Raw genomic sequence first — 25239 nt, 5'->3', positions numbered from 1 at the left:
AATCACATTTTAAATGTAAATATGACAACAGAAATCGTTAACGTGTTAACAGCACTACTATTTCGAATACTATTTTAATAGTTGAAATGCAATACACCCTTATAAAAATATAAAAATCGAGTATAAAATCTATGCGATTTCACACTCAATTTTCTATGCTATTTAGATTGTTTCTCTACTCTACGCTATAAAACAAAAATACTAATTGGTAACATTTCATCAACTTACTTTTGTATTAGCAAGGTATAATGATAGAAAAATGTGTTCCCATTCCTTTTTTACTCTTTATTTCTATATCTCCGTTTAATTCTTTAATGATGCTATAAGCGATCATAGTGCCAAGTCCTGTTCCTTTTTCTTTAGTTGAATAAAATGGCATTGCAATTCTTTTCATTTCTTGAGAAGACATTCCTACTCCTGAATCAATAATATCAATTACAATATTATTTTTTATTTTTTTTATATTAATTTGTAATACTCCACCATTTTGCATAGCTTCAATTCCGTTTTGTGCAATGTTGATTAAACATTGTTTTAGCTTTTCTGGATCAGAATTTATATATAGGGAATTTTCAATGTTACTTTTTATTTCAACATTGTGTGAAAGTGCAAATGGTAAAATTATATTTTTTACTTGATGAAAAAGCTGCTTAATATGTATTGATTCGTTTACTATGTTTTGCGGCTTTGTTAAAGATAAATAATTATTAATAATAAATTGTACTTTTTCCAGTTCAACTAACATAATTTCCGAGTAATTATTCTGAGTTGCTTTTGTGAGTTCATTTTTATGAAATAATTGAGTGAATCCATATACAGTAGTGATTGGATTATAGATTTCATGTGCAATAGATGCGGCCAAGTCGCTAATTAGACAAAATTTCTCTGCTCTTTGAATTTTTTCTTTCATCTTAAACTTTTCTATCATTCCTTCTACTAAATAAATAGATAATAATCCTGTGAAAATATTAATTATTATATAATTAGCTAATAATTTAATAAAACCAACTTCTATTTTACCAATTATTTCAATCTGATTTATTACAGCAAAAACTGAAAGAAAACTGGTACAAATTAAAATAAGTAGTATGTTGAATACTATTTTTTTCTTTCGAAATGAATGAGGAAAAACTTATGAAATATTGTAATAGTAATTATAATAATACCGTATATAACAACTGATGAAAAAAAACCAGTTCCACCTAAGTAAAATCTATATGAAAAATATACAATACTGATAAAAATTAGACTTCCTGTGTTTCCATATAGTACAACTAAAAGAATAGGAATAAAGCGCAGATCATAAATATACCCAGCGTGAAAATGAATCGGGAAGGTCATACAAAGAATAATTGCAATGGATGAAAGAAAAGAAATTAATATATTGTTACATGCTTTTTTTTCAGTTTTGTCTAACCAAAACACTTGATAACCAAGGATACAAATTATAATAATGAATGTATTTAATAGTAGTGTAGAGATCCACATCTTTTATCCCTCCCTAATTCTTTGTAAAAAAATGAAAGAAAAGGTAAAAAAGCACTTTTTCAAGTGCTTTTTTACTGCTTATTTAGAGTTGATGGTAAAAAACATTCTTTAAAGGGAAATACAAGAAGAAAGTAAATAACAATAACGACTCACAATTATACATTTTTGAATATTCTGTTAATTTTTAAAAGATATCACCACCTTTTGTGTGATTGCTTTTATACTAACATGAAAATCGTCATATTGCAACAAAAAATCTGAAAATTTAATATTTTTAGTCGTTTTTTGTATTAAATTGTAGAAAATTTCATTTTCTATATTTTTATATAGATTAACTACCGATAGCATTAATTTTGTAAATTAAAAGTCCCTTTATTTCTAAAAGGACTTTTCTAGGTTATTACAATTCTTGTTCGTTTAAAAAGATTTCTAACCAAATTTAAGACAACACCTGACACAACCTATTTATGAATATTCTACAAAGCTCTGCGAATATCCAACAGTAAAGAAAACTTAATATAAATATGAATGCAATAACCTTTGGATCCATAGTTGTATCAACCGTAGGACCTAAAACTGGAAAACGGAATACGTACAGATTTATCATAATCCCCACAAGTAAACATGCTGCTGAAAAAGAAACAACTGCAATTCTCCTCTTCAATTGTAAAAAAGCTACACTCAGCGCTACTCCTAATAAACCTGTTGTAAAGGGAAAGATAATAAGTTCACTCGGCTGGATAATAAATAAGAGGAAAATCGTAAGGATATAAGAAAGGATTCCTTGACGGATTGAAAAGTAAGTGGCTAAAAAAATGGGTAATGTTGCTAGACAACTAATCAGAAACCCTATCCCTGGCATAATACCCCCTGCTGATTGAAACATGGCAGCAAGTGTACTCAATAAGGCTGTGATTACCAACTGGGTTGCAAGTGCCATCTTTCTTACATGAAGAGAATCTGAACCTGTCTCTATTATCAGTTTACACCAATAACGAACAAACCGTTTCATGGAAACCCCTCCTCAAAATATCCCATTTGCCACTTCCTATAATATTCACTGCCTTATGTTTTATGCAGTATTACCTACTAGTCATGCTTTTCAATCACTTGGAATGAAAACTACTCTTCTATGAATAATTAAAAATAGAAGCTTTTTCTAAGGGGGGATACGATGTATCGTACTGATACAATTAAAAGAATTATTAAACCAGAAGATATTTTAGTCCCACCAGGATATAAAATCGAAGTGGTTGCTGAAAAGCTTACAACTCCTATTAATATAACGTTCACAGATCAATGAAGATAAACATCAATCTCTTAGGTTTAAAATCATTTATTAATTAAGGTGATAATCACTAACTAGTTTCTTATATTACTTGAAGGTTTTTCTCCATCACTAATTGCTTGAATCGATTCAATTTTTACATTGATTCTATTTGGTGATTCTATAATGTTACCAGTCGAATTACTATTCACTGTAACATTTTGCCCACTAATCGTAACTAGATCTTTGCCGATATGCATTATAAAACCTTTAATATGGATTTGATTTAAAAATAATGTGATACGTAAATGGACTAACTGGTAATCATATAAAAGTTCTCTAATTTCATTTGTTATTTCTTTCATATCACTAGACGAACTTTTTGGATAATGAGAAGATTCTTCAGTTAATACCAACTGTGAATTATCTTTTGTCAATATAAATCTTCGAGATTCTAATGAATCACCAAAAAGCTTTGGTAATTTTAATAAAACATTAGAAGCTTTTGGGGATTCTAATGGGTCACCAAAAGGCTTTGGTGGTTTTGATAATTCATTGGGGGATTTTTGAAATTCTAATGAATCATCAAAAGATGTTTGGGGTTCTAATGAAACAATAAGAGGAATAGGGTTTATGTCAAACAATCTAAATCTAGGTTTACTATTTTCTTGATTTGAGCATAACAGACACACTTAAACACCCCCTATAATGAAAAGGTTGTATTATATAATAAACACAAGCTGTGAAAAAGTGACAATAAAAGTATAAAAAAAACACCTAAAAATTGTGTACCATATTTATTACATGTAATAAAAAGTACTATTAATAGGTTGATTCATATATAATTTTATATTTTCTATTTAAATCAAGGTTTTATACTGTATTCATGTAAAGTTAAACTTCCATCAGCGGGGGTCTTACTGCCCATTAATATGGAATAAAATTTATGCTTTTTTATTTTGCATTTTCCTTAAACCACAAAAAAATGCACTGAGTGTTTAATAATCCCAGTGCATTTTTTGACGTTTATTTGCTATTATGCTCCTCGATCATCACTAACTGATAGAATGTCGCTAATTTTTACGCTAATTTGGTTTGGATTTTCAAGTGTTATACCAGAATCATTGCTTTCTACTTCAACGCCCTCTCCATTACCACGACGAAGAGTAACAAAGTTTTTTTCAATTCGAGTAATAAAACCTTCTACATGGAACGATGGTAAAAATAGTACCACCCTTGCTCCTACTAATTGAAATGCCCGTAACAATTCACGGATTTCATCTTCATGACGCTCTCCCATTTACAACTTCCTTTCTTTTATAAATTTAAAAAGTAGTGAAAAAGTCTTTGTAACTCAATTTATCACTACTCTTTACGATAGAATATGTTTAGGATTTAAAAATGGTAATGGACAATTTGGCAATTTGTTCTAGCACTATCGAATTTTATTGAAATCAGGTAATGAGCCATAGAGGGAGCAATCGTGCCGTAAAGCACAAAATAACTTACGGAAAATATAATAATATAGGTAATTTCATATAATTAAAGTAATCATTTTAATAGGTACACTTTACACTTCCTAACAAAAATACTTCTCCTATCCTATATAAAAATTCATTAATATATTAAATAAAAAAACAGATAGTTGCTCTTCAGCAATTATCTGTTTTTAATAGAACATTATTTAAATCATATTTTTGGAGTTACTTTACGTTTACTTTTAGAATGTAATAAAAATTTAAAATGCTCACGCTACGCTGCGATAATTTTCTTGTTTTTCTTTTTGCTGACTAGGTGGTCGAATTAAAATAGCGATAATAAATGATACGACACACAATGCGCCAATCACCATAAAAGTTGGTTTAAATCCACCTAGAAGTGCACCGATAAAGGAACCTGCGAGTGCTCCAAAACCAAAGCCTTGATACACGATTCCGTAGTTTTTACTATGATTTTTTAGACCGAAGAAATCACCAACAATGGCTGGGAAAATCGTGATATTTCCACCAAAACAAAAAGCAACACTTGCTACACAGGCGAAATAAATGCCATAATTTAACTTCATAAAACTAAGAACAAAGACAGACATAGCTATAACGACAAACGTTGCGGTAACAATTTTCAAACGGCCGATTTTATCTGACAACGGTCCCAAAATGATTCGGCCAAGCGTATTAAAAATCGCAACCATAGCGACCGCATTAGCTGCTGTTGCTGCGCTAAGTCCTACGAGTTGAACACCGATATCTTTAACCATCCCAATTAAGTATAAGCCACTCATACATGATGTAAATAGCATGCTAAATAACAGATAAACTTGTTTTGTACCTAGCATTTCTCTTGTTGTAAAGTCATGACTTTTTGTTTCATGAACTGTATCTTCTTCAGCGGCTTGATGAATAAGACAAGCGCCTACCACTATCATAACTGCAACAATTAAGCCCCAATATAAAAACGCTTGTGATACACCAACTGAAGCAATGAACTTTGCGTTAATGTATTTAAAAATTAGGCTACCCGTGCCATATGCGGAGACAGAAATACCAGCAATTAAACCTTTACGCTCTGGAAACCACTTTATTAAATTGGATAGTGAAGTAATATAGGCTGTACCATCTGCGTAACCTACAACAACTCCTGCTAGTACATAAAGCATTGGTAATGAGGACACTTGCGAACTAAGCATCAAGCCAATTCCTAAGGCTAATCCGGCTATCATAATGAGTTTACGAAGTCCCAATTTCTCTTGTAATTTACCCGCAAACAAAGTTGAAAATGCTAAAGAAAAGCTAGTGATTGAGAAGGTTATCGCAACAGCGTTAAGACTCCAGCCGTATTTACTCACTAAAGGTTGATTGAATAAGCTCCATGTATATATCGTTCCAAGTCCCATTTGGACAATGACTGTACCGAGGACAACAAGCCATGGATTAATAGATGAACGTTTCATACTATCCTTCCACCTCTTTCGATTTGATAGCTTTATTGTATAGGATGTAAATGATTGCGTAAGCACTTACAACACAGAGCGTCAAATATATGAAATCAGTTACAGAAAAAGAAGGATGAAATGCAAAAAGCTGCTTGTTAAATACGAAGCAGCTTCTTTAATTCTTTTGCATAAGTACGGCTTACAGGCACTTTTGAATCCTCTTTCATAATTAAATTATACGTAGAGTTAAACCACGGCTGGATTTCAGAAATATGATTTACATTTACGATAAAACTGCGATGTACACGCATAAAATTCATTTGTGGCAATTTCTTTTCTAATATAGCAAGCGTATCGTACGTCACATACGTATCACAAATCGTTTTCACAATTACTTTTCCGTCCAACAATCCAGCATATACGATATCTTCTATATTCACTAATACAATCGATTCATCAATCGGCAGCGCTAATTTTTCCATTCTGCTAGATACATCCGGCACATGTACTTCTTGTTTCTCCGCCATTTCATGCTGTTTTCGTTTTTTAAATTTCTTAATCGTTTGGACAATGCGCTCTTCGTCAAACGGCTTTAAAATATAATCTAAAGCATCTACTTCAAATGCCTGAATGGCATATTGATCATAGGCCGTTGCAAATACAATAGCAGGTGGCTTTTTCATCTTCTTTAGTATATTAGCAATTTCAAATCCATTATCATCCGACAACTGAATATCTAAAAAAACAAGATCCGGTTTACTTTCCATCAACTTCTCTAACGCTTCTTCTACGCTGTCTGCCTCATCGATTATATCGACCTCTTTCGTTCGATATAATAAATATTTTAATTCGTCCCGCGCCAACATTTCATCATCGACTACTAATATTTTCAATATCGCTGCCTCCTTTTCTTTGAATTGGAATCGTGAAGGAAACCTCCGTCCCTGTTTCCAGTTCACTGACGATATAAAGCGTTGTACCTTTTCCAAACAACCCTATTAACCGTTCATTAATATTATATAATGCTGTTCCCGTCCCTTTTTTTGACGATACAATTGCTTTTCCTAACCGCTCTAATCGCTTCGGCTCAATCCCTTGACCGTTATCTTTTACTTTGAAATGCACGCTGTTTTTCTTGGCATAAACATGAATTTCAACTTGGCATAGAGGCTGTTTTTTAGGAAATGCATGACGAAGAGCATTTTCTACTAATAATTGCAGCACAAACGGTGGCAGCAGAATAGTATGCAGTTCGTCTTCAATATACATTTTCACTTCATATTTATTCGGAAATCTTGCTTGTTCTAACGACAAATACGCATGCACATGATTTAATTCTTGTTCTAACGGAATGAGAAGCTGCCTTGCACCTTGTAAATTGCAGCGAAAATACACGCTTAGCTGTAACAATAATTTCCTTGCTTTCTCTACATCTGTACGACATAAAGCAGAGACTGTATTAATCGCATTAAAGAGAAAATGAGGGTTAATTTGCGCTTGCAGCGCTTTTATTTCCGCATCTTGCAATAATTTACTTTGCAGTTCTGCTTCTCCAAGTTCAAGCTGCGTTGAAAAGATTTTCGCTAATCCTTCTGCCAGCTCTTCCTCTACGGGACTTAATGAATTGGGATTTTTAAAATAAAGCTTTAACGTACCGATGGTCTTTCCACGAGATGTGAGTGGAATCACGATTGCCGCTTGTAATAAACACCCTTCATGCTGACAATTAATCCCTTCGCGCGACTTTGCTTTCATAATTTTCCCGGTCTTTAACACCTCTTTTGACAATTCAGTAATTAAGCTATGGGAAGGAATATGATGATCAGATCCTAATCCAACATGTGCTAATATTTTTTCTGTATCTGTTAAAGATACTGCATCTGTTCCTGTAAAGCGATGGATAATTTGTGCCACCTGCGTACATGATTCTTCCGTTAATCCTTGGCGAAAATACGGAAGCGTTTTATCAGCAATGCGCAATACTTTATGCGTTTGTAATGCCTTCGCATGTTCTTCTTGTCGTAAAATGGACTGAATCATTGACAATAGAATAAAACTTCCAAAACCATTTACGAGAATCATTGGGAGTGCAATTGTTTTCACAATGCTCCAGCCGTCATCAATTATGAAAAGAATCATAAGCATTTCCAGCGATACCATACAGATGCTAAGCACTGCAGAAAACTTAGGGGTTACAACGCGATTCTGTTTTTGATATAAATAGCCAATATAACCTGTCACAATCCCAGCTAAAATAGAAGAGATTGCACAGCTTACTGCAGTCGTTCCCCCTAGCACAAAACGATGAATACCAGCTATAAATCCTACTCCTATTCCAACAATTGGACCTCCAAGTAACCCGCTAATTCCAATTCCCATAATACGCGTATTCGCAATCGTACTAGAAGAAGAGACACCCTGTAGCCAGTTATCATTCATAATCGTATTACCAGAAATCTCAATCCCTGTGTAGTTGCTTACAATTGTAAACAATGAAAATATGCCAATTAACATAAAGCTACCTTTATAGCCATCTTGCTTATGTAGCAGCCAACGGAACGTCTTAATATGCGAAAGTAAATATCCTAAAATAACGATTAAACCAACGCGTTCAATCATCATCAATAATAAATCTCCCATTTTATGTCCATCCTTCATGTATTCACTTTATTTCATTCAATATATTACATGATTATGTTTAGACCGTAAATGTTAATAGAATCCAAAAAAAATACTATAAAGATTGATTTTAGAGTTACCTTTTGTTTACTTCACTTTTTTCGGTCTTTGCAACTAGATGGTAGATCCATTGGCTACAACAAGACTTTATCAATTTCCTCTTTATTATTTAAATCGATATTGGGGAGCGCTTCAAACAAATAACGAAGATAATGATAGGAGCTTAAATTGTTCTCTTTTGCGGTTTCAACCACACTATACATGATGGCACTTCCCCTAGCACCTCGTGGTGTATTTGAAAACATCCATTTTTTTCTCCCACCGATTTTTCGTTGAACAAATTGGATGCTTTTCTCTGATTAAACTTTCATTTTTCAAAGCGGATTACCATTTAAATTGACAGGTGTAAAAAGATAAAAAAAATTGTTTACTGAATAAAAAAGTTCTTTACTATATAGTAAAATCCTATGAAAGCTTAATGTAGATTTAAATAAAGTTGCGACGTTTTTCTTATTTAATAAACGGAATATAATAATTGAATTGCGCTACAAAAAAGAACGTCTGTATTATAGATTTATAATAAAATTTGATTAGAAATATTGGATAAGGTGGTTTGAATTATCTTCTTTTATAATGTCTCTGTATAATAAATACAAGAATACTTCGATGTTAGTTAACTGTGTATTCCAACTGTAAAATTAAGTGAATCATAAAATGTTTTGAGGAGGGGTATGGATGGAATTGCAAGTAGGCGAAAAAATCACCTTTGAGCGAACATTTACAAAAGAAGATGTTGTCTTATTTACAAAGGTATCTAAGGATCAGGGGATTCATCATGTTACACCAGATGAACAAGGACGATTTGTTGTACAAGGACTTTTAACATCAACACTCCCTACGAAAGTTGGCGGTGATTATAATGTATTGGCTCGTAAGATGGATTTTGAATTCTTACGCCCCGTCTTTAGTGGTGATACGATCCGTTGTGACGTAATTATTGAACAATTTGAACTGGATGAAAAAAATCGCACAAAAATTACTGCGGCATTTACATGTATGAATCAACTTGAAAAAGAAGTATTAAAAGGAAGTTTCTCAGGCATAATTCTTTAATCATTTATAAAAATATGTAGTATAACTTTTGACAGGGTTGAAAAATCAAATAAGATAAATGTGCAATTTTGTACTATAGAAACTTAAACAATCGATGTAATAATTCATGGAAGATTTCCCAAAAAAGGATTGGCCCATTTAATCTAGTTGATTACAAAAAATGCCTGTCACTGCCTGGAATACCGAAAGTTCGATCAATTACCAGAAGTACAGGCATTTTATTTAACTATTTAATATGCATAGGAATTAATCTTTGTCCAAATACCTACACTCTTAATTTCTTTATACTCAGGTTCCCACATAGCATCTTCAATAGCATTTTCAACATCTTGAATATCTATTCTTGCAATTCCTTCGTGTATTGCAGCATGGGCTACTTCAATGGCTACGTATTTTGAGACTTCATGAAGCTTTTCAATGGATGGCAGCAGGGATGCGCCTAATGTGCTGGTATCTGACATTTTGGCAACTGCATTTGCTGCTGCTGCGAACATTCCTTTTGAGATGATTTCAGCTTTTGCAACAATTGCTCCAAGTCCAAGCCCCGGGAATACAAATGCGTTGTTTGACTGACCGATTTCATAGGAAACACCTTTGTATTCTACATCGGCAAAGGGGCTGCCAGTCGCAATTAACGCCTTGCCATCTGTCCATTTGATTAGGTTTTCTGGCACTGCTTCAGCCAGCGCAGTCGGGTTGGACATTGGCATGATGATTGGACGTTCAACGTGCTTGGCCATCTCTTTTATAATATCCTCAGTGAAGGCACCAGCTTGTCCGGAAGTACCAATCAGAATGGTTGGTTTCACCCTTTGAACTACTTCCATTAATGAAATGATCCCTTCCTCATTCTTATCCCAGTCTTTAACTTCATCCACCTTTCTTATATAAGGCTTCTGGAAGTTCAGAACATCTGGTGTTTCATCTGTTAGTAGACCCCGATAGTCTACAGCCCAGAAACGATCATTGGCTTCTTCTCTGGTCGAGCCTTCTAGAACCATGGCATCTGCCATTTGGTCTGCGTTACCGATGCCGGCAGCCCCTGGTCCAAAGACAACAATGCGCTGGTCCTTCAGGGATTCTCCTGTTACTTTCAAAGCAGACATAATAGCAGCAAGAGTAACAGCACCTGTCCCCTGGATGTCATCGTTGAAGGTAAGGATTTTGTCACCGTATTTATCCAAGATTTTTCGCGCATTGACGTTGCCAAGGTCCTCCCAGTGAATGAGAACCTCTGGAAAGAACTTTCTTGCAGTCTGAATGAATAAATCAATGAATTGATCATAACGATCACCGCGGACACGTGCGAATTTGTTGCCGATATACATAGGATCTGCAATCAAAGCCTGATTGTTCGTGCCAACATCCATCACGATTGGCAGAACACGGCTTGGATCAATACCAGCTGCAGCCGTGTACACGGCAAGTTTACCAATCGCAATATTAATACCGCCTATCCCTTGGTCCCCAATACCAAGAATGCTTTCAGAGTCGGTAACGACGATTAAATCAATACCATTTTGGGGCTTTCCTAGATTATAAAATGCCTTTTCAATGCCCTCAGGATTATCAATGGAAAGATATAAGCCACCTGGGTGACGGTAGCTATGGGAGTATGACTGGATTGCATCACCGACAGTAGGAGTGTAGATGATAGGGAGCATTTCTGCCAGGTGTTCTTTCAAAAGACGATAAAACAAGATAACATTGCGGTTATATAAATCATAAAGCAGCCCGTTTTTAAACAGATTCGTCGTCTGCATCGAATATTGTTCATAGACCCTATTAACTTGTTCATCAAGGGTGAGTACTTGTGGCGGTAACAGACCTTCAAGTCCAAGGTCTTCTCTTTCCTCTTTCGTAAAAGCTGTTCCTTTATTCAAAAAAGGATTGGAGAGAACTTCCTTTCCTTTTATTGTAGTTATAATAACATTCTCAGGTACATTCATGGTGTTTCCTTCCTTCCATCTTAAAATAGCTATTCCGACAATACCGCAACCATGTTAATAAAATTTTCCTTATCCCACTAGTTTTTTTAACTTAATGGCCCTTTTTTGTAACTAAACAAAGCAGACAGTGAAACCGCTGACTGCTTTGTCTTTGTTTCTTTTTCAAATTGGCTTAAAAGCTTCAGAAGCATGATGGCTAGGATAACAGTAGATTTTTACTTTATTGTCATGCTGCCCCTGCAATTGGTTTTTTAGCTTTTTTCTTTTCGGACATTTTAAATGCATAATTAACAATAATCGGACAGACTATTGCAGATATTACACATGCAGCTGCAACTTGTGCAGTAGCTCCTGGTGCTATGTGAGCTAAGGATGGATCTGCTGCTGCAACAACAGCTGGTGTAGCTACAGCGTTCCCTGCTGTTGACCCTGTTGCTAAACCAACGATAGGATTTTCTTTAAATAACTTCAAAAGTAAGTAAGCTCCAATCCCAGTGAATGCGGCTATTAATCCTAGTAATATGCCAGGACCTCCCGCTTTTATAATAGTTGAAAGATTCATTCCTGCACCTAATGGGAATGAGAAGAATGGGATTAATAATAATTTACTGCTTCCAAGGAACTTTCTCATATCAGGATCAATATTTCCTAAAATCATTCCTATTACGATTGGAATTAATACTCCTACAAGTGTTTGAAAAGGAATTGTGGCAAGTCCGGATGCACCTAATGCAACTAATGTAAAAAATGGACCATCTTTTAAAGAAAATAAAGCATATGCGCCTACATCAGTTTCGTCACCATACGATGAAGCAAGAGATGCATATAATCCACCATTAGCATTTAATAACGCTGCAAGGATGGCTAATGGTGATAATCCTAGTACTCCGGCAGGCCCAAAAATCGCTGCTACAGTTAAACCTATACCAGCACCCACTATAAATTTTCCTGTTAATAATATTGCACCTTTTTTTATTGCCTTTGGTGCTAATTTAAAATTAATTTGTGAACCAATTAAAAACATGAAACATGCCAAAATGGTAGATGATGCTTCTTTACTAAATAATGCCGTTGTAAAACTTCCAATTTTTAAAAGTTGCGGGAAAAAGGTATTCGTTAATACTCCTAAAAAAAGTGGAACAACCATCATACCACCTGGAATTTTATCAAGCGTTTTCTTAATTGGAATTTGCATTTTTAACCCTCCTAAAGTAGTTTTTATAATCTCGAAAGGAATCCGTTATTTTACCAATTATTCCAATAATTAAAGAAAACGGTTCCAATAATTGAAGAAAACGGTTCCAATTTTCTTGCATCTTGTACTATGTTTTAATCTCCCTTTGTTTTGTTACATGTCTATCATATTCGGAAGGAACGCGTTTTCATAGTTTATGAAAGTTTAATAATCCTTTTTGTAAATAAAAAAAGTAAGCAGTTTCAAAAACTGCTTACAAAAAGTTTTTTATTAGGTGTTCCTTATATTGGTTATATTCATGCTGATACACAGGCCGTCCGATTGTTCCATAGATGACTTTGACTTCAAGTATTCCTAAGTCCTTTAGGAAGTTAAGGTACTTTCTTGCTGAAACCTTTGAAATGCCTACAACATTAGCTACTTCATCAGTGGAAAAAGGCCCCCGCTTCAACTCTTGAACCGCATCCCATATCTGCTTTAAGGTATCCTTGGTTAATCCCTTTGGGAGTTCCTCTGCGATTACGGCTTCTTCTCTGTGCAAAAGTAAGTGATCGAGCTCCTGCTGACTTACCGAATCCTGTTTATGAATTAACCGAGTTTGCTCAAGGTAGGCAGCAAGTGCAGCGTTAAACCGATCAAACTCGAAAGGCTTAATTAAATAGTCGACAACACCATACCTTAATGCCCTCTTAATTCGTTCAAGATCTGAGGCCGCTGAAATAATGATGACATCACTTTCAAGATCATTTTTCCGAAGGTACGATAACAGCTCCAGGCCCTGTTTTCCCGGCATAAAAATATCCAGAAGAATGAGCTGAATATCATTCTTTTCTAAAAGTTGGATGGCTTCAGCAACTGAATTGACTATTGCAACTAAACGGAACCCGTCAATTTTAGAAAGGTACTGCTTATTGATTTTCGCTACCATTGGGTCATCTTCAACAATCATTACATTAATCATTTCCATACATCCTCTTCTTTATAAGGTATATATACAGCAAAATTCGTTCCCTTTCCAGGCTTGGACGAAATAATCAGGTCCCCCTCCAGTCTTTCAATTGCCTGCGCCAACAGGTATAATCCGAACCCACGGTGATTTCCTTTCGTTGAAAATCCTTTATTCAATATTTTGTTTTGGAGTGAATTCGTCATTCCCACTCCTGTGTCTTTAACCTCTATTGTTAAAATATCCTCTGCGTAATCCAGTATAAGGTCGATTTTTTTGTTTGGACTGTCTGCAATTGCCTCCATTGCGTTATCGACGAGATTTCCAATTATCGTTATTAAATCATGTGTAATTTCCGAGTTGGCAGGCTTGGGAAGTGTATTTGCGCTATCAAATGAAAGTAAGGCCCCTGATTCTCTTGCAAAGCTTAGCTTGCCAATCAGAAACCCGGCAAGAACCGGATCTTGGACTTTTTTCGTTACAAAGCCCACTTCCGTTTCACGGTGGTTAACGACTTCACTTACATAGTTAGCAAGTGCATCGTATTGTTCAGTACGAACCAGACCAAGAATGACATGAAGTTTATTCATGAATTCATGAGTCTGAGCACGAAGAGCTTCCGCATAATTGCGTACACCTGTAAGCTGTTCAGCCAAAACTTGAACCTCGGTTTTATCACGGAATGTTGCGATTGCTCCCACCGGCTGATTTTGCACAATCACTGGTACCCTGTTTACCAGAATGGTAACCCCATGCACGTTCTGTTCTTGATCGAGCTCTGTCTCACCCGATTTGATAATGCGACTTAACCGGGTCTCTGGCAAATAATCTTCAATGTTCTTCCCTATAGGATTCTCTCCAAGTCCGGCTTTTTTAAAAAGCTTACTGGCTGTCCTGTTTACAAGTGTGATTTTCCCTTCTTGGTCGATGGCTATGATTCCCTCACGCACAGACTGAAGCATGGAACTACGTTCTTCAAGCAGCTTAGCAATAGCGATCGGTTCGAGTCCTAAAAGGATTTTTTTGATGTATCTTGCTAGGCACACTGCACCGATTACACCTATTAGGATTCCGATTAACGTTCCTATAACGACCGCCAGTCGTCCTTTCTGTACCGCCTTTGTAACGTTCTCTAAAGTAATTCCTACAGCAACCGCACCCACTTGTTTTCCCTGTGAATTTTTTATTGGAGTAAATGCCCGCATGGATCGACCGAGAGTCCCCTTTGAAATGGACACATACTCCTTTCCTTTAAGAACTGGCCCTTCATCTCCTCCCATGAAGGGCTTTCCAACCAATTCGGGGTCCGGATGGGATTGACGGATTCCTTTCATGTTCATAACAACAACGAAGTTGACATTGATCTTTTCTCTAATTTGATTACTAAAAACTTGGACATTTTTCTTGTTCGCTTTCCCTTCAAGGGCTTCAATCACTTGCGGACTAAGGGCTACCATCTTTGCAACATTGAGGGCCTTTTCTTTTTCTGTTTCTTCCACACTGGAAGTAATTCTTTTGCTTATTATTAAATCAGTTATTCCAAGTGATAATACGACGACAATGCAAACAAATATAATAATAATGGCTTGTAAACTAAGTTTGCCCTTTTTCATAATCTCCTCCAGGTATTATTAAAATTATAGTATGTATAAGACTTATCCCAAAAATGACAAAAGGCCGCTAAGCTCATAAAAAAGCTGTAAGCAGCCTTTATCATTAATCATTGAATTAGCAAAATGGCACCTGCCATAATTAAGGTGAGAACCGTTGCATTTTTTAAAATTGACAGTTGAACATCCTCCGCTCCCAATAAACCCCAGTAATAACATAGTAGGTGTGAAATTCAAAGATGTCGCCCCCGAACACACTTTCACTTCATAAAAAGAAATTTATCCAATTATATTGTAGTACTGGAAAATGGCAGGACACTTTTTGTAATTAAAAAAAGTGTTTGGGCAGGGAAATAAAACCAGTTTTCAAAAGCAAGGAATAGCTAAAAAAATTATAAAGTTTTTACTTGAGAACTTCCTTTCACTCCCTGATAAAACATCCCGCTATCACGGAAAACTCTCAAATTCCTTTTTCAAGTCCTGAAACAGAGGACCGCGTACTTTCACTTTCTTTTAAAATAGGTAAACAAGACGTTTTCTTCTGCCATCACAAAAACATAAGATGCTAGAAGGAGTGGTAATGAAATACTCAAAAAGTATAATTGGAGAGTGATTCAATGGAGTTAAGACCAGAACTTATAGTGGAAGTAGTTCCATTTGGTCCAGACCAAGAAACTATAAATTAATTAAGAACTATCTGTGGCAATCATCCTTCTATCCAATCATTTTTACGGGGAACCAGGCATCTGTTGCTCTCATTGGAATTGCTTGATCATGAGGATATTCCTGGGAACCAAGCCATAAACAGTCCAAAAAATTCTCAATCTAGACCTCCTAGTAATTTTCTAGCCACATACTATGACTACACCAATAATTGTACAGTATTAGCAACTGGATCCATTTATGATCAAGGACGCATCAGAAGTAAATCTTCAATTGTAATTCTCTCCATATTAGTTACTTTGTACTCGCTTATATAATCAGCAATGGATTGTTTTTCACTTTTAATATAACCATCTTCGATAGCCATTCCAATTAACAACGAATCAATTGACTTAGCCATTGAAAAGATGTATTAATAGTGCCCTTGTCATATCCGTTGTAATATTCTTCTATCACTACCTTATCATCGTGGACAATGATAAAAGACGTGGTGTTTGTTTCCTTTAGTAAGGTATCCAATGGCTTTGTTCTGCCTTTTCCTCTATACATATAGTCTATTGGCATGGTTTTTAAGGATTCATCCAGGTTGTATGTGTAATATTTATGGTACGGTTCGCCACCCTTGATACTAAATTTGCTCCTCAACAATCTGGCCCTTTAGTGGAGTAACTTTTTGCTACTCAACAGTTCCTTAATCCGCCTTTCAGTTCCGATCTTCTTTTCACCTTTCACTATAAATCCCCCCTTTTAGATAAACAGATTCAAAGGGGCAAAACATCGCATCTTTTTTATAAACACCGTGACTATATTTAAAAACGACACATAAATTTGATGATGAAGGTTGCTATACAGCAAAAGATAAAAAAGATCTTTACTCATTCGAGAATGTAATGATTAAGCAGTTTGCTAGTAAAGAACTTTTTTATATAAAGACAACACTGTGTTCAGGGAAAATTTATTTTGACTGGGAATTATTGATTTAATTCATTTTCAAACGCAGTCTAGATAATTTTTACCTTCAAAATTTTACCTATTTTTTATCTTTTAATTCCCCCATGTGTATATTATTTTTAATTTAAAATGCTATTAAATTATTTAAAATCATAATAGAAATTATACTAAATACCTTTAAATGTAGAGTGACAATAAAGTTGTTGCATTATAGAGAATTAAACTAAAAAAGCACCAATCTTAATTCTTGATTGGTGCTTTTTCTTATTGATTTGCTTTTTTAACCATATCGGCAACAGTTACTGTACGTTTTGCTTGATGTTTCACGGCTGCTTGTACATCTTCAATCATTTTTCCATCTTGACCAACAGTAACACTAGTACCATATGGGTTTCCACCTGCACCAAATGTTACTGGATCCGTATATCCAGGTGCAGCCACAATTGCTCCCCAATGATACATAGAAGTATATAATGATAAAATTGTTGCTTCTTGTCCACCATGAGAGTTTTGTGCAGAAGTCATCGCACTAACAACTTTATTTACAAGCTTCCCATTAAACCATAATCCACCTGTTGTATCTAAAAATTGTTTCATTTGTGCAGGCATATTCCCAAAACGAGTTGGTACACTGAAAATAATCGCATCTGCCCATTCTAAATCATTTAATGTTACCTCTGGTACATCCTTTGTTGCTTCAATATGAGATTTCCAAACCGGATTTCCTTCTATTACAGATTGTGGAGCTAATTCTGGTACTTTTAATACTTTTACTTCTGCACCAACTTCTTTTGCACCTTCCTCAGCCCACTTTGCTAGTTGATAGTTTGTTCCACCCATGCTGTAATAAATCACTGCTAATTTTACATTTTCCATTGTTTTCTTCTCCTTTATTGATGAATTTCCAAATAACTTGGATAAAATCCCCATTTCATTACACCTACCTATTTTTTCACTTTTTTCAAATTATACTCCATACCATAAAATCTTTTTATCACGCATTTAGAAAAGTACGATACCACTGAGCTGCTGCTTCTACTTCACTCGCAGTCAACTGATGCCCTCTATTTTCCCAATGTAATGATACATTTGCATTCGCCTTTTCTAATAACGTTTGTAATTCTGCCGATTCCATAGGTGAACAGATTGGATCATTTGTCCCAGCTACAATAAATACAGATTTATCTGATAAATCAGGAAGCTCTATTCCTCTTCTAGGTACCATAGGGTGATGAAGAATGGCACCTTTCAGTGCATTTTGATAATGGAATAATAAACTTGCTGCTATATTTGCGCCATTAGAATAACCAATTGCTACTATATTTTCTCTATCAAAGTCATATGTTTTTGCTGCTTCATCAAGAAATTCGTTTAATTCTTTAGTACGGAAAACAAGATCCTCTTCATCAAAAACGCCCTCTGCTAATCTTCGGAAGAAACGAGGCATTCCATTCTCCAATACATTTCCACGAACACTTAATACAGAAGCTTCTTCATCAATTCTGCCCGCAAGTGGTAATAAATCTAACTCATTCCCACCAGTACCATGAAGTAATAATAATGTTGGTTTTGTTAAATCCTTCCCTTTATGAAAAAAATGTTTCATTATTTATCCCCTTCCAAAACCCGCACCTCAATAGGAGGTAAGAGTTCTTCTAATTCTTCTCGTTTTTGGTCGAGCCAAGATGGTAACATAAGCCTTTCACCCAAATCCTCTTTCGATTCATCCACTGTAAAACCCGGTGGATCTGTTGCTATTTCGAATAAAATACCGCCTGCTTCATGAAAATAAAGAGCCTTAAAATAATTACGATCAAGAATTTCAGTCGGATAATATCCTTTTTCTTTAAGAATAGACCACCACTCTTGATGTTCTTCTTCATTTTTTGCACGCCATGCAATATGATGAACCGTTCCCGCTCCCATTAGCCCTCGGACTGAAGCACTTAATTTAATATCAATTGTATTTCCAATCTCTGCTTTTGACTGAAATCGTAAGAATTCATTCTCTTGTCCGATGTATTCTAATCCAAATACGTGCTCCAGCAATTGAGCTGTTTTATGCGGTTGTGCAGAATATAAAGTAGCGCCACTAAATCCCATAATCGCGTTTTCTATTCCAACTCCCCCAAAACTCCATGTATTTTGCGGACCACCATCTCGCTCCACAAGCTCAATTTGAAGGCCGTCCGGATCCTGAAATTGCAAACATGTTTCTCCAAAACGAACAGATGAAACATATTCAATATTGAATTTCCGCAAACGAGTCTCCCAAAATGACATAGACCCATTTGGTATCATATAACCGGTTACTCCAACCTGTCCTGTTCCAATTCGTCCTTTTAACTGTTTGGGCCATGGGAAGAATGTGATGACAGTTCCCGGTTCACCAGATTCATTCCCAAAGTACAAATGATACACTTCTGGTCGATCAAAATTGATTGTCTTTTTTACAAGTCTTAGCCCTAGAATGCCTGCATAAAAATCAATTGTCCGCTGTGCATCATTTACCATTGCAGAAATATGATGAATACCTGCTATTTTATTGGACATTATTCTCTCTCCATTTCATTATTAAGCTATATTCAAATTACTGAGGTCTTTCAATGGAAAAAATCTCACCTATTTTCGCATAATTATGGCCTGCTAATCGACTCACCGCTCCCAATCGCTTTGGATTGATTCTTCCCTTTTCATAAATTTCATTTTCAACATGAAATTGAACCACTTTTCCTATAATCAAATCACATCCAAGAGAATCAGAATCGCCTAATTCTAAAGAATGCTCTAATACACATTCCATTCGAACTTTAGCCTCTTGTATTCCTGGTACAGAAATCTTTTCACTTGCAATTGAAGTAAAACTTGCAAGTTCAATTTCACTTTGAGTAGGAGGCAGATTAGCAGCTGTTTTATTCACTCTATCTACATTTTATTCATCCACAATATGAACAACAAATTCCTTACTATCGAGAATATTTTTTGCTGTATCTTTTTGTCTCCCCTCTGACCGTTGAATCGCTAATGAAATCATTGATGGATTAGAGGAAACGATATTAAAGTAACTAAAAGGTGCACCATTCAAAATATGTTCCTTTGAAATTGTCGTAACAAAGGCAATCGGTCTTGGAATAATACTTCCTATAAGAAATTTATAATTTTCTCTTTCCGTATTTTTGGATGGATCGATAGCAAAGAAATCGTTCCCTTCGTGAAATTAGTCTAATTCTCTTACTTCAAACGGCAATAATACTTGTTCAATCTGTTTCCTATTCGGCTCATATTGTTCAGGTAACATGAGTTTCTCACCCATTGTTTCTTGTGATTCATCATGTGCGAATCCTGGAGGATCCGTTGCAATTTCAAATAAGATTTCGCCATGCTCTCTAAAGTAAATTGCATTAAAATAATTTCTATCTCTCACAGGTGTCACACCATATCCATAGCGTGAAACGTGTTCTCTCCAATCCAATTGATCTTGATCATCACTAGCTCTCCATGCGATATGGTGAACTGTACCTACACCCATTTGTCCACGTCCAATAGAAGTTAGTTTTAAATCAATGATATTTCCAATCTCAGCTGAGGAACGGAAGCGAACAAAATCTCCTTCTTCTCCAATTCGTTCTAATCCCATTACGTGTTCTAATAACTCTGCAGTTTTGCTAGGTTGAGCAGATAGCAGAATTGCTCCACCAAATCCCTTAATCGCAACTTCTGGTTTTACGTCTCCAAAAGTCCAATTATTTACTTCTCCTTCTTCTCTTTCAACAATCTCTAAATGCAAGCCGTGAGGATCGTCAAATTCTAAATACTGTTCTCCAAAGCGCTCCATTTTTGTATACGGAATATTGAACTTTTCCAATCTCTTTTCCCAAAACTCCATTGCACCTTTCGGAACAACGTAAGTAGTTACCCCTACTTGACCATCTCCAATGATTCCCTGACGAGCACCTGCCCACGGGAAAAATGTAATAATAGTCCCTGGTTTTCCTCCTTCATCACCAAAGTAAAGATGATATGTCCCTGGATCATCAAAGTTTACCGTTTGTTTTACTAAGCGTAACCCTAAAACCCCAGCATAAAAATCTACATTTTCTTGTGGGTGACCTACGATTGCTGTAATATGGTGAATCCCCATTGTTTTCTTATTCATTTTGTATACTCCTTTTTTATTTAGATATTTAAAAACTCTTTTAATGATTAAACATGGGTTATTTCCTTATTCCTTTTTATTCGTTACATTTAATCTTGGTTACAAGGCATAGTTAAATTCATATTGTAGATATTTATCTTCAATTCAATTATCTTTAATTCGAGATAATTAGCAGTAAAAATTCCAGTTACCTCTTAATTATATTAACCATTCAGACGAGTTATAAAAAGAATAACAATATATCCCCTTTATAGCTTGCTTAAACGTAATTTATCTCGAATTAGAGATAAATTACAAAAAAATTATAGCTTTTGAGCATAGTATCCTAGTTTTTTTAGCTGTTCAATCATTATCCTTTTTTCTTCAGGACTCAAACCGCCAAATATTTGTTGAATCGCCTCTTTGTGCTTAGGGAATATCCCTTCCATTAGTTTAATTCCTTCTAACGTAATGGCAGCATACGTAACACGGCGATCTTTAGGGCAAGGTCTTCGTACTAAAAGTTGTTTTTTTTCCAACTTATCAACAACGTACGTAATACTGCTACTTGCAAGTAATATTTTGTCACCAATTTTTTGTATAGGTTGATCCCCTTTACTAAATAGTAACTCAAGAACTGCAAATTCAGTAGGATTAAGTCCATAGCTTTTTATATCTTCTTCAATACGTTTTGTGACTGATTGCCCTGCACGTGAAAAAGTAACAAATAACTTGAGAGATAAATCTTCATTATTAATCCTATCCATAACATCAATTCCTTTTTAATTATCTCGAATTCGAGATAATATTATAACACTCAATGTTGGTTGTCAACCTTTTTTGATTTTTTCATAAAAATATTCATTTTCACCTGAATTGATAAAATACCGTATTAAAATATCACATTATTTTTCTTCTAAAGAAACTATTTTTAGGAAAAGATTATTCAAAACTCATTTAGAATTCTTTGATAGAAACGTCGCGACTTTATTATAAACATCACATCTTTTTTCAAAACATCGTGACTTTATTACAAAGCAACAGCTTTTTTCTATATTCAATTGAATCATCCTTTTATAAAAAAGTTTGATATTTTTTGTGTTCCTTGCTCAGTTAAAGCGCCCTTTAATAGAACAACTGTTTTTTAATGATTTTAGGTAAACCATCTTTATCGTTTGACAAAGGCTAAATTTGCCATTATCATCAACTCAAACTTATTTACGGGGAGAGGTTAAGATGAAAATTTATGTTGATGCAGATGCTTGTCCGGTAAAAGATATCATAATCTCTGAAGGTACGAATGCTGAAATTCCTGTTATCCTTGTTACTAGTTTTTCTCATTTTTCTAATGCGGAACAACCATCAGGAGTGGAAACCATTTATGTTGATTCTGGAGCAGATGCTGCGGATTATCGGATTATGAAATTAGCAGAAAAAGGAGATATAATCGTTACGCAAGATTATGGTCTTGCTTCGCTAGGTTTAGCAAAAGGGTGTGCGGTACTTCACCATAATGGGGCTAGCTATACAAATGAAAACATTGACCAATTATTACAAATACGTTATTTGAGTGCAATGGCTCGAAAAAGCGGAAAGCGTACAAAGGGGCCAAAACCATTTACATCAGAAGATAGGGAGAAATTTAAGGGGCTTTTTAAAAGAGCGATTTCACATTAAAAAAGAACCGTTCACTTTTAAGAAAAGCAACAGGTCAAGATAGGTGTAACCTTGGAATAAAGTTTGATTAAATTAACTTAATAAACCTTAATAAAAGAGGCAAATAGAAAAAGCGTGTTTTGAAAAATAGATTGATTAAAACACGCTTTTTCTATATTCAATTGAATTATCCTTTTATAAAAAAGTTTGATAATTTTTGTGTTCCTTGCTCAATTAAAGCGCCCTATAATGGAATAACGAAATTACTTTATTAATTTTTAACCGAAACCCTTTTCATTAATCGCTTTAATTTATTTTCTGTATCCGTTTCCTCTACTGGTGTATAGATACTGCACCGTAAATCCATATCACCTTGAACCTGAAGAGAAGTTAAATTAAACAACATTTTGCCTGCTTTAGCATGTCTGAATTCAATTATCATTTCTGGAGCCTTACTTACTTGACTTTCTTGCCATAAATCCTGAAATTCTGAATGTGAATAACTCATTTCTTTAATAAATTGGTTGTACCATTTATCGCCTAAATAATGTCCGTAATAGGTACGGAAAATAGCAAGAAAACCTTTAGCAAAATGTTCCCAATTGACGGCCAATGTTTTAAATTCTTTTCTTGTGAACACTAAACGAATCAAATTTCTTTGATCATTCGGTATTTGTTCAAAATCTAAAAAAACATGAGCAGCTGCAGGATTCCAGCCCACTATATGGCAATGTCGATCTGTAATGATAGTCGGACAATAGGTTAATTCAGTTAGTATTCGCTTTAAAGAAGGGCTAAGCTCTGATTGATTCTTTTTTTGATTTGTAATTTCTGATTTTGTCTCTAATGCCAGGTCATATAAGTAGTCTCTTTCATCATTATTTAATTGTAGAGCTGTAGAAATACAATCAAGTACGATTGAAGAAACTTTAATATCTCTTCCTTGCTCTAGCCATGTATACCAAGTGGTACTTACACCTGCTAATTGTGCAACCTCTTCTCTTCGTAATCCAGGTGTCCTTCTCCGGGTTCCGACAGGTAAACCAATAGACTCAGGCTTAATTTGGGCACGCTTAGCTTTTAAGAATGTCGACAAAGCTTCAAGCCTAGTTTTATTATTCATTTTTAAACTCCTTATCTTATCCATTTAACCTAGTAGTAATTATACCAGGATAAACTATCCCTTGTAATAGGATAAAAGAAATGTAAAATACAAGTAAATTATTGATTTGGAGGGATGAAAAATGGAAAGAGTTGTGATTACCGGTATGGGGGTAGTGTCTCCTATAGGAAACAACATCAAAACATTTTGGAACAATTTGATTAACGGGAAATCTGGTATATCCACTATTGATACATTTGATGTTACTAATCATAAGACAAAAATTGCAGGTATTGCCAAAGATTTTGATGCAGATGAAGTTTTAGGAAAGAACGAAGCTAGACGTTTAGATCGTTTTTCTCAATTTGCTTTGGCTGCAGCTGAACAAGCTTGGGTAGATTCTAAGTTAGACCTCGATCGTATAGATGTAGAAAGATTAGGCGTATATGTAGGTTCAGGTATAGGGGGAATTGAAACCTTGATTGAAAATATTGATGTGCTTAGACAGAAGGGGCCTAGAAGAGTTAGCCCGACCCTAGTACCTGCCATGATTTCTAATGCTGCTGCAGCACAAATTAGTATCAAGTGGAACGCAATGGGACCTTCTTTGTCGCCCGTTTCTGCTTGTGCAATTGGAAATACAGCTATTGGTGAAGCCTTTAGACTAATTCGTTCTGAAGAAGTTGACATTGTGTTCGCAGGTGGAACAGAGGCAGCTATAACAGACTTATCAATAGCAAGCTTTGGTAATGCTACAGCATTATCAAGAAGAAACGATGATCCCACTAAAGCTAGTCGTCCATTTGATGAAAATCGAGATGGATTTGTCATGTCAGAAGGATCTGGAATTCTAATCTTAGAATCTTTATCTCATGCTTTACGTAGAGAGGCAAAGATTTATGCAGAAGTCATTGGATATGGTGCAAGTTCAGACGCACACCATATCGTAGCTACGCATCCGGAAGGTAAAGGAGCCTATCTTGCAATGAAATCAGCTTTAAAAAATGCAAATATATCGCCTGAAGAAATTGATGTTATTAGTGCCCATGCAACAAGTACAAAAGTGGGAGACATCTCCGAAACGATGGCTATTAAGCAGCTGTTTGGTAAACAAGCTTATCAGATTCCAGTAACAGCTAATAAATCTATGCTCGGTCATATGTTAGGGGCAGCAGGCGGGGTTGAAGCAATTGCTTTAGCAATGAGTTTAAAGGAAGGTATAATTCCTCCAACAATTAACTTAAGAAATCCTGATCCATTATGTGATCTCGATTATGTACCATCTATTGCTCGCCAAGTGAAAATAAATACGGGTCTGTCTAACTCATTCGGTTTCGGAGGTCATAATGCGGCTATTGTTTTAAGGAAATACGAGTGAATAAACTATCTCTCGTAAATCTAACCGTTTCTTAAGGAAACGGTTAGATTTATTCCGTTAAATGGCCCGATTGTTGAATAAAGAAATACTCTACAAAATGGATCTTTTTATCAAACTTTTTTACAAATTATCAATCTTTATTTTAAATCAACAATAGGGTAGCTGAAGCAACTGT

21 protein-coding genes and 3 pseudogenes are annotated in these 25239 nt (G+C 35.2%); 4 read left to right on the top strand and 20 right to left on the bottom strand.

Features of this window, described 5'->3' with window-relative positions:
- Positions 1-235 precede the first annotated feature (235 nt).
- Positions 236-1488: pseudogene (locus AB1279_RS08980) on the bottom strand (ATP-binding protein).
- A gap of 439 nt (positions 1489-1927) precedes the next feature.
- Positions 1928-2500: a hypothetical protein gene (locus AB1279_RS08975; RefSeq protein ID WP_429758464.1), complete on the bottom strand. Its 573-nt coding sequence runs from the start codon at positions 2498-2500 to the stop codon at positions 1928-1930.
- Between the two features lie 162 nt (positions 2501-2662).
- On the opposite strand from AB1279_RS08975, the gene AB1279_RS08970 reads away from it, so the two are divergent.
- Positions 2663-2791 carry a hypothetical protein gene (locus tag AB1279_RS08970; RefSeq protein WP_429758463.1) on the top strand — a complete coding sequence of 43 codons (129 nt, stop codon included), beginning with the start codon at positions 2663-2665 and terminating at the stop codon, positions 2789-2791.
- A gap of 59 nt (positions 2792-2850) precedes the next feature.
- Here the strand turns inward: AB1279_RS08970 and AB1279_RS08965 are convergent, their stop codons facing one another.
- The 6 genes and pseudogenes from AB1279_RS08965 to AB1279_RS08940 form a co-directional block, all read right to left on the bottom strand.
- Positions 2851-3447: a hypothetical protein gene (locus AB1279_RS08965; RefSeq protein WP_429758462.1), complete on the bottom strand. Its 597-nt coding sequence runs from the start codon at positions 3445-3447 to the stop codon at positions 2851-2853.
- 344 nt (positions 3448-3791) lie between these two features.
- Positions 3792-4055 (bottom strand): hypothetical protein, encoded by a 264-nt coding sequence (locus AB1279_RS08960; RefSeq protein WP_429754249.1) that lies wholly within the window; start codon positions 4053-4055, stop codon positions 3792-3794.
- 447 nt (positions 4056-4502) lie between these two features.
- The gene (locus AB1279_RS08955) at positions 4503-5705 is read right to left on the bottom strand and encodes an L-lactate MFS transporter (protein ID WP_429758461.1); all 1203 of its coding nucleotides are present in this window, start codon (positions 5703-5705) and stop codon (positions 4503-4505) included.
- 137 nt (positions 5706-5842) lie between these two features.
- Positions 5843-6583: a LytR/AlgR family response regulator transcription factor gene (locus AB1279_RS08950; protein WP_429754449.1), complete on the bottom strand. Its 741-nt coding sequence runs from the start codon at positions 6581-6583 to the stop codon at positions 5843-5845.
- A complete protein-coding gene (locus AB1279_RS08945; RefSeq protein WP_429758460.1) occupies positions 6558-8327 on the bottom strand; it encodes a LytS/YhcK type 5TM receptor domain-containing protein in 1770 nt (589 codons plus the stop codon). The genes AB1279_RS08950 and AB1279_RS08945 overlap by 26 nt, the downstream gene beginning before the upstream one ends.
- Positions 8328-8500: 173 nt before the next feature.
- A pseudogene (locus AB1279_RS08940) lies at positions 8501-8686 on the bottom strand (transposase domain-containing protein); the annotation flags it as partial.
- Between the two features lie 415 nt (positions 8687-9101).
- Here AB1279_RS08940 and AB1279_RS08935 point away from each other — a divergent pair.
- Positions 9102-9479, top strand: a complete 378-nt coding sequence (locus AB1279_RS08935; RefSeq protein WP_336483061.1) for an enoyl-CoA hydratase — start codon at positions 9102-9104, stop codon at positions 9477-9479.
- A 230-nt stretch (positions 9480-9709) separates the two neighbouring features.
- On the opposite strand, the gene AB1279_RS08930 is transcribed toward AB1279_RS08935, so the two are convergent.
- The 11 genes and pseudogenes from AB1279_RS08930 to AB1279_RS08880 all read right to left on the bottom strand — a co-directional run bounded on the left by AB1279_RS08930 (position 9710) and on the right by AB1279_RS08880 (position 21695).
- A complete protein-coding gene (locus AB1279_RS08930) occupies positions 9710-11428 on the bottom strand; it encodes an NAD-dependent malic enzyme (protein ID WP_429758459.1) in 1719 nt (572 codons plus the stop codon).
- A 226-nt stretch (positions 11429-11654) separates the two neighbouring features.
- Complete coding sequence (locus tag AB1279_RS08925) at positions 11655-12623, bottom strand: 2-keto-3-deoxygluconate permease (protein WP_377884013.1); 969 nt, start codon at positions 12621-12623, stop codon at positions 11655-11657.
- Positions 12624-12876: 253 nt separating this feature from the next.
- Positions 12877-13584, bottom strand: a complete 708-nt coding sequence (locus AB1279_RS08920) for a response regulator (protein ID WP_429758458.1) — start codon at positions 13582-13584, stop codon at positions 12877-12879.
- Complete coding sequence (gene dcuS, locus AB1279_RS08915) at positions 13581-15182, bottom strand: DcuS/MalK family sensor histidine kinase (RefSeq protein ID WP_429758457.1); 1602 nt, start codon at positions 15180-15182, stop codon at positions 13581-13583. The genes AB1279_RS08920 and dcuS overlap by 4 nt, the downstream gene beginning before the upstream one ends.
- A gap of 904 nt (positions 15183-16086) precedes the next feature.
- Positions 16087-16242, bottom strand: a complete 156-nt coding sequence (locus AB1279_RS08910; protein ID WP_429758456.1) for a hypothetical protein — start codon at positions 16240-16242, stop codon at positions 16087-16089.
- Between the two features lie 815 nt (positions 16243-17057).
- On the bottom strand, positions 17058-17669 hold the full coding sequence (wrbA, locus tag AB1279_RS08905) for an NAD(P)H:quinone oxidoreductase (RefSeq protein ID WP_429758455.1): 612 nt from the start codon (positions 17667-17669) through the stop codon (positions 17058-17060).
- 118 nt (positions 17670-17787) lie between these two features.
- Positions 17788-18399: an alpha/beta hydrolase gene (locus AB1279_RS08900; RefSeq protein ID WP_429758454.1), complete on the bottom strand. Its 612-nt coding sequence runs from the start codon at positions 18397-18399 to the stop codon at positions 17788-17790.
- Positions 18399-19346 (bottom strand): ring-cleaving dioxygenase, encoded by a 948-nt coding sequence (locus AB1279_RS08895; protein ID WP_429758453.1) that lies wholly within the window; start codon positions 19344-19346, stop codon positions 18399-18401. Before AB1279_RS08895 ends, AB1279_RS08900 begins: the two co-directional genes overlap by 1 nt.
- Before the next feature lie 37 nt (positions 19347-19383).
- Positions 19384-19983: pseudogene (locus AB1279_RS08890) on the bottom strand (flavin reductase family protein).
- 27 nt (positions 19984-20010) lie between these two features.
- The gene (locus tag AB1279_RS08885; protein WP_429758452.1) at positions 20011-20949 is read right to left on the bottom strand and encodes a ring-cleaving dioxygenase; all 939 of its coding nucleotides are present in this window, start codon (positions 20947-20949) and stop codon (positions 20011-20013) included.
- Positions 20950-21251: 302 nt separating this feature from the next.
- Entirely contained in the window at positions 21252-21695 is a 444-nt protein-coding gene (locus AB1279_RS08880) for a MarR family winged helix-turn-helix transcriptional regulator (RefSeq protein WP_253630182.1), read from the bottom strand.
- A 469-nt stretch (positions 21696-22164) separates the two neighbouring features.
- On the opposite strand from AB1279_RS08880, the gene AB1279_RS08875 reads away from it, so the two are divergent.
- Positions 22165-22605, top strand: coding sequence for a YaiI/YqxD family protein (locus AB1279_RS08875; RefSeq protein ID WP_429758451.1), 441 nt, complete (start codon positions 22165-22167; stop codon positions 22603-22605).
- 250 nt (positions 22606-22855) lie between these two features.
- Here AB1279_RS08875 and AB1279_RS08870 read toward each other — a convergent pair whose 3' ends face one another.
- The gene (locus AB1279_RS08870; protein WP_429758450.1) at positions 22856-23707 is read right to left on the bottom strand and encodes a helix-turn-helix transcriptional regulator; all 852 of its coding nucleotides are present in this window, start codon (positions 23705-23707) and stop codon (positions 22856-22858) included.
- Between the two features lie 121 nt (positions 23708-23828).
- On the opposite strand from AB1279_RS08870, the gene fabF reads away from it, so the two are divergent.
- On the top strand, positions 23829-25064 hold the full coding sequence (fabF, locus tag AB1279_RS08865) for a beta-ketoacyl-ACP synthase II (RefSeq protein WP_429758449.1): 1236 nt from the start codon (positions 23829-23831) through the stop codon (positions 25062-25064).
- Positions 25065-25239: the final 175 nt, after the last annotated feature.

It is taken from the genome of Bacillus sp. S14(2024) (assembly GCF_050473785.1).
Lineage (GTDB): Bacteria > Bacillota > Bacilli > Bacillales > Bacillaceae_G > Bacillus_A > Bacillus_A yunxiaonensis.
The sequence above is the reverse complement of the archived record's forward strand: the minus strand, read 5'-3'. Positions and strand labels throughout refer to the sequence as shown.

Coding starts and splice junctions, on each gene's coding strand:
- dcuS (WP_429758457.1), bottom strand. CDS start 15,182: ATGAAAAAGGGCAAACTTAGTTTACAAGCCATTATTATTATATTTGTT.
- AB1279_RS08880 (WP_253630182.1), bottom strand. CDS start 21,695: ATGGATAGGATTAATAATGAAGATTTATCTCTCAAGTTATTTGTTACT.
- AB1279_RS08900 (WP_429758454.1), bottom strand. CDS start 18,399: ATGAAACATTTTTTTCATAAAGGGAAGGATTTAACAAAACCAACATTA.
- wrbA (WP_429758455.1), bottom strand. CDS start 17,669: ATGGAAAATGTAAAATTAGCAGTGATTTATTACAGCATGGGTGGAACA.
- AB1279_RS08970 (WP_429758463.1), top strand. CDS start 2,663: ATGTATCGTACTGATACAATTAAAAGAATTATTAAACCAGAAGATATT.
- AB1279_RS08955 (WP_429758461.1), bottom strand. CDS start 5,705: ATGAAACGTTCATCTATTAATCCATGGCTTGTTGTCCTCGGTACAGTC.
- AB1279_RS08910 (WP_429758456.1), bottom strand. CDS start 16,242: ATGGCTAAGTCAATTGATTCGTTGTTAATTGGAATGGCTATCGAAGAT.
- AB1279_RS08930 (WP_429758459.1), bottom strand. CDS start 11,428: ATGAATGTACCTGAGAATGTTATTATAACTACAATAAAAGGAAAGGAA.
- AB1279_RS08945 (WP_429758460.1), bottom strand. CDS start 8,327: ATGGGAGATTTATTATTGATGATGATTGAACGCGTTGGTTTAATCGTT.
- AB1279_RS08935 (WP_336483061.1), top strand. CDS start 9,102: ATGGAATTGCAAGTAGGCGAAAAAATCACCTTTGAGCGAACATTTACA.
- AB1279_RS08960 (WP_429754249.1), bottom strand. CDS start 4,055: ATGGGAGAGCGTCATGAAGATGAAATCCGTGAATTGTTACGGGCATTT.
- AB1279_RS08870 (WP_429758450.1), bottom strand. CDS start 23,707: ATGAATAATAAAACTAGGCTTGAAGCTTTGTCGACATTCTTAAAAGCT.
- AB1279_RS08920 (WP_429758458.1), bottom strand. CDS start 13,584: ATGATTAATGTAATGATTGTTGAAGATGACCCAATGGTAGCGAAAATC.
- AB1279_RS08925 (WP_377884013.1), bottom strand. CDS start 12,623: ATGCAAATTCCAATTAAGAAAACGCTTGATAAAATTCCAGGTGGTATG.
- AB1279_RS08885 (WP_429758452.1), bottom strand. CDS start 20,949: ATGAATAAGAAAACAATGGGGATTCACCATATTACAGCAATCGTAGGT.
- AB1279_RS08875 (WP_429758451.1), top strand. CDS start 22,165: ATGAAAATTTATGTTGATGCAGATGCTTGTCCGGTAAAAGATATCATA.
- fabF (WP_429758449.1), top strand. CDS start 23,829: ATGGAAAGAGTTGTGATTACCGGTATGGGGGTAGTGTCTCCTATAGGA.
- AB1279_RS08975 (WP_429758464.1), bottom strand. CDS start 2,500: ATGAAACGGTTTGTTCGTTATTGGTGTAAACTGATAATAGAGACAGGT.
- AB1279_RS08895 (WP_429758453.1), bottom strand. CDS start 19,346: ATGTCCAATAAAATAGCAGGTATTCATCATATTTCTGCAATGGTAAAT.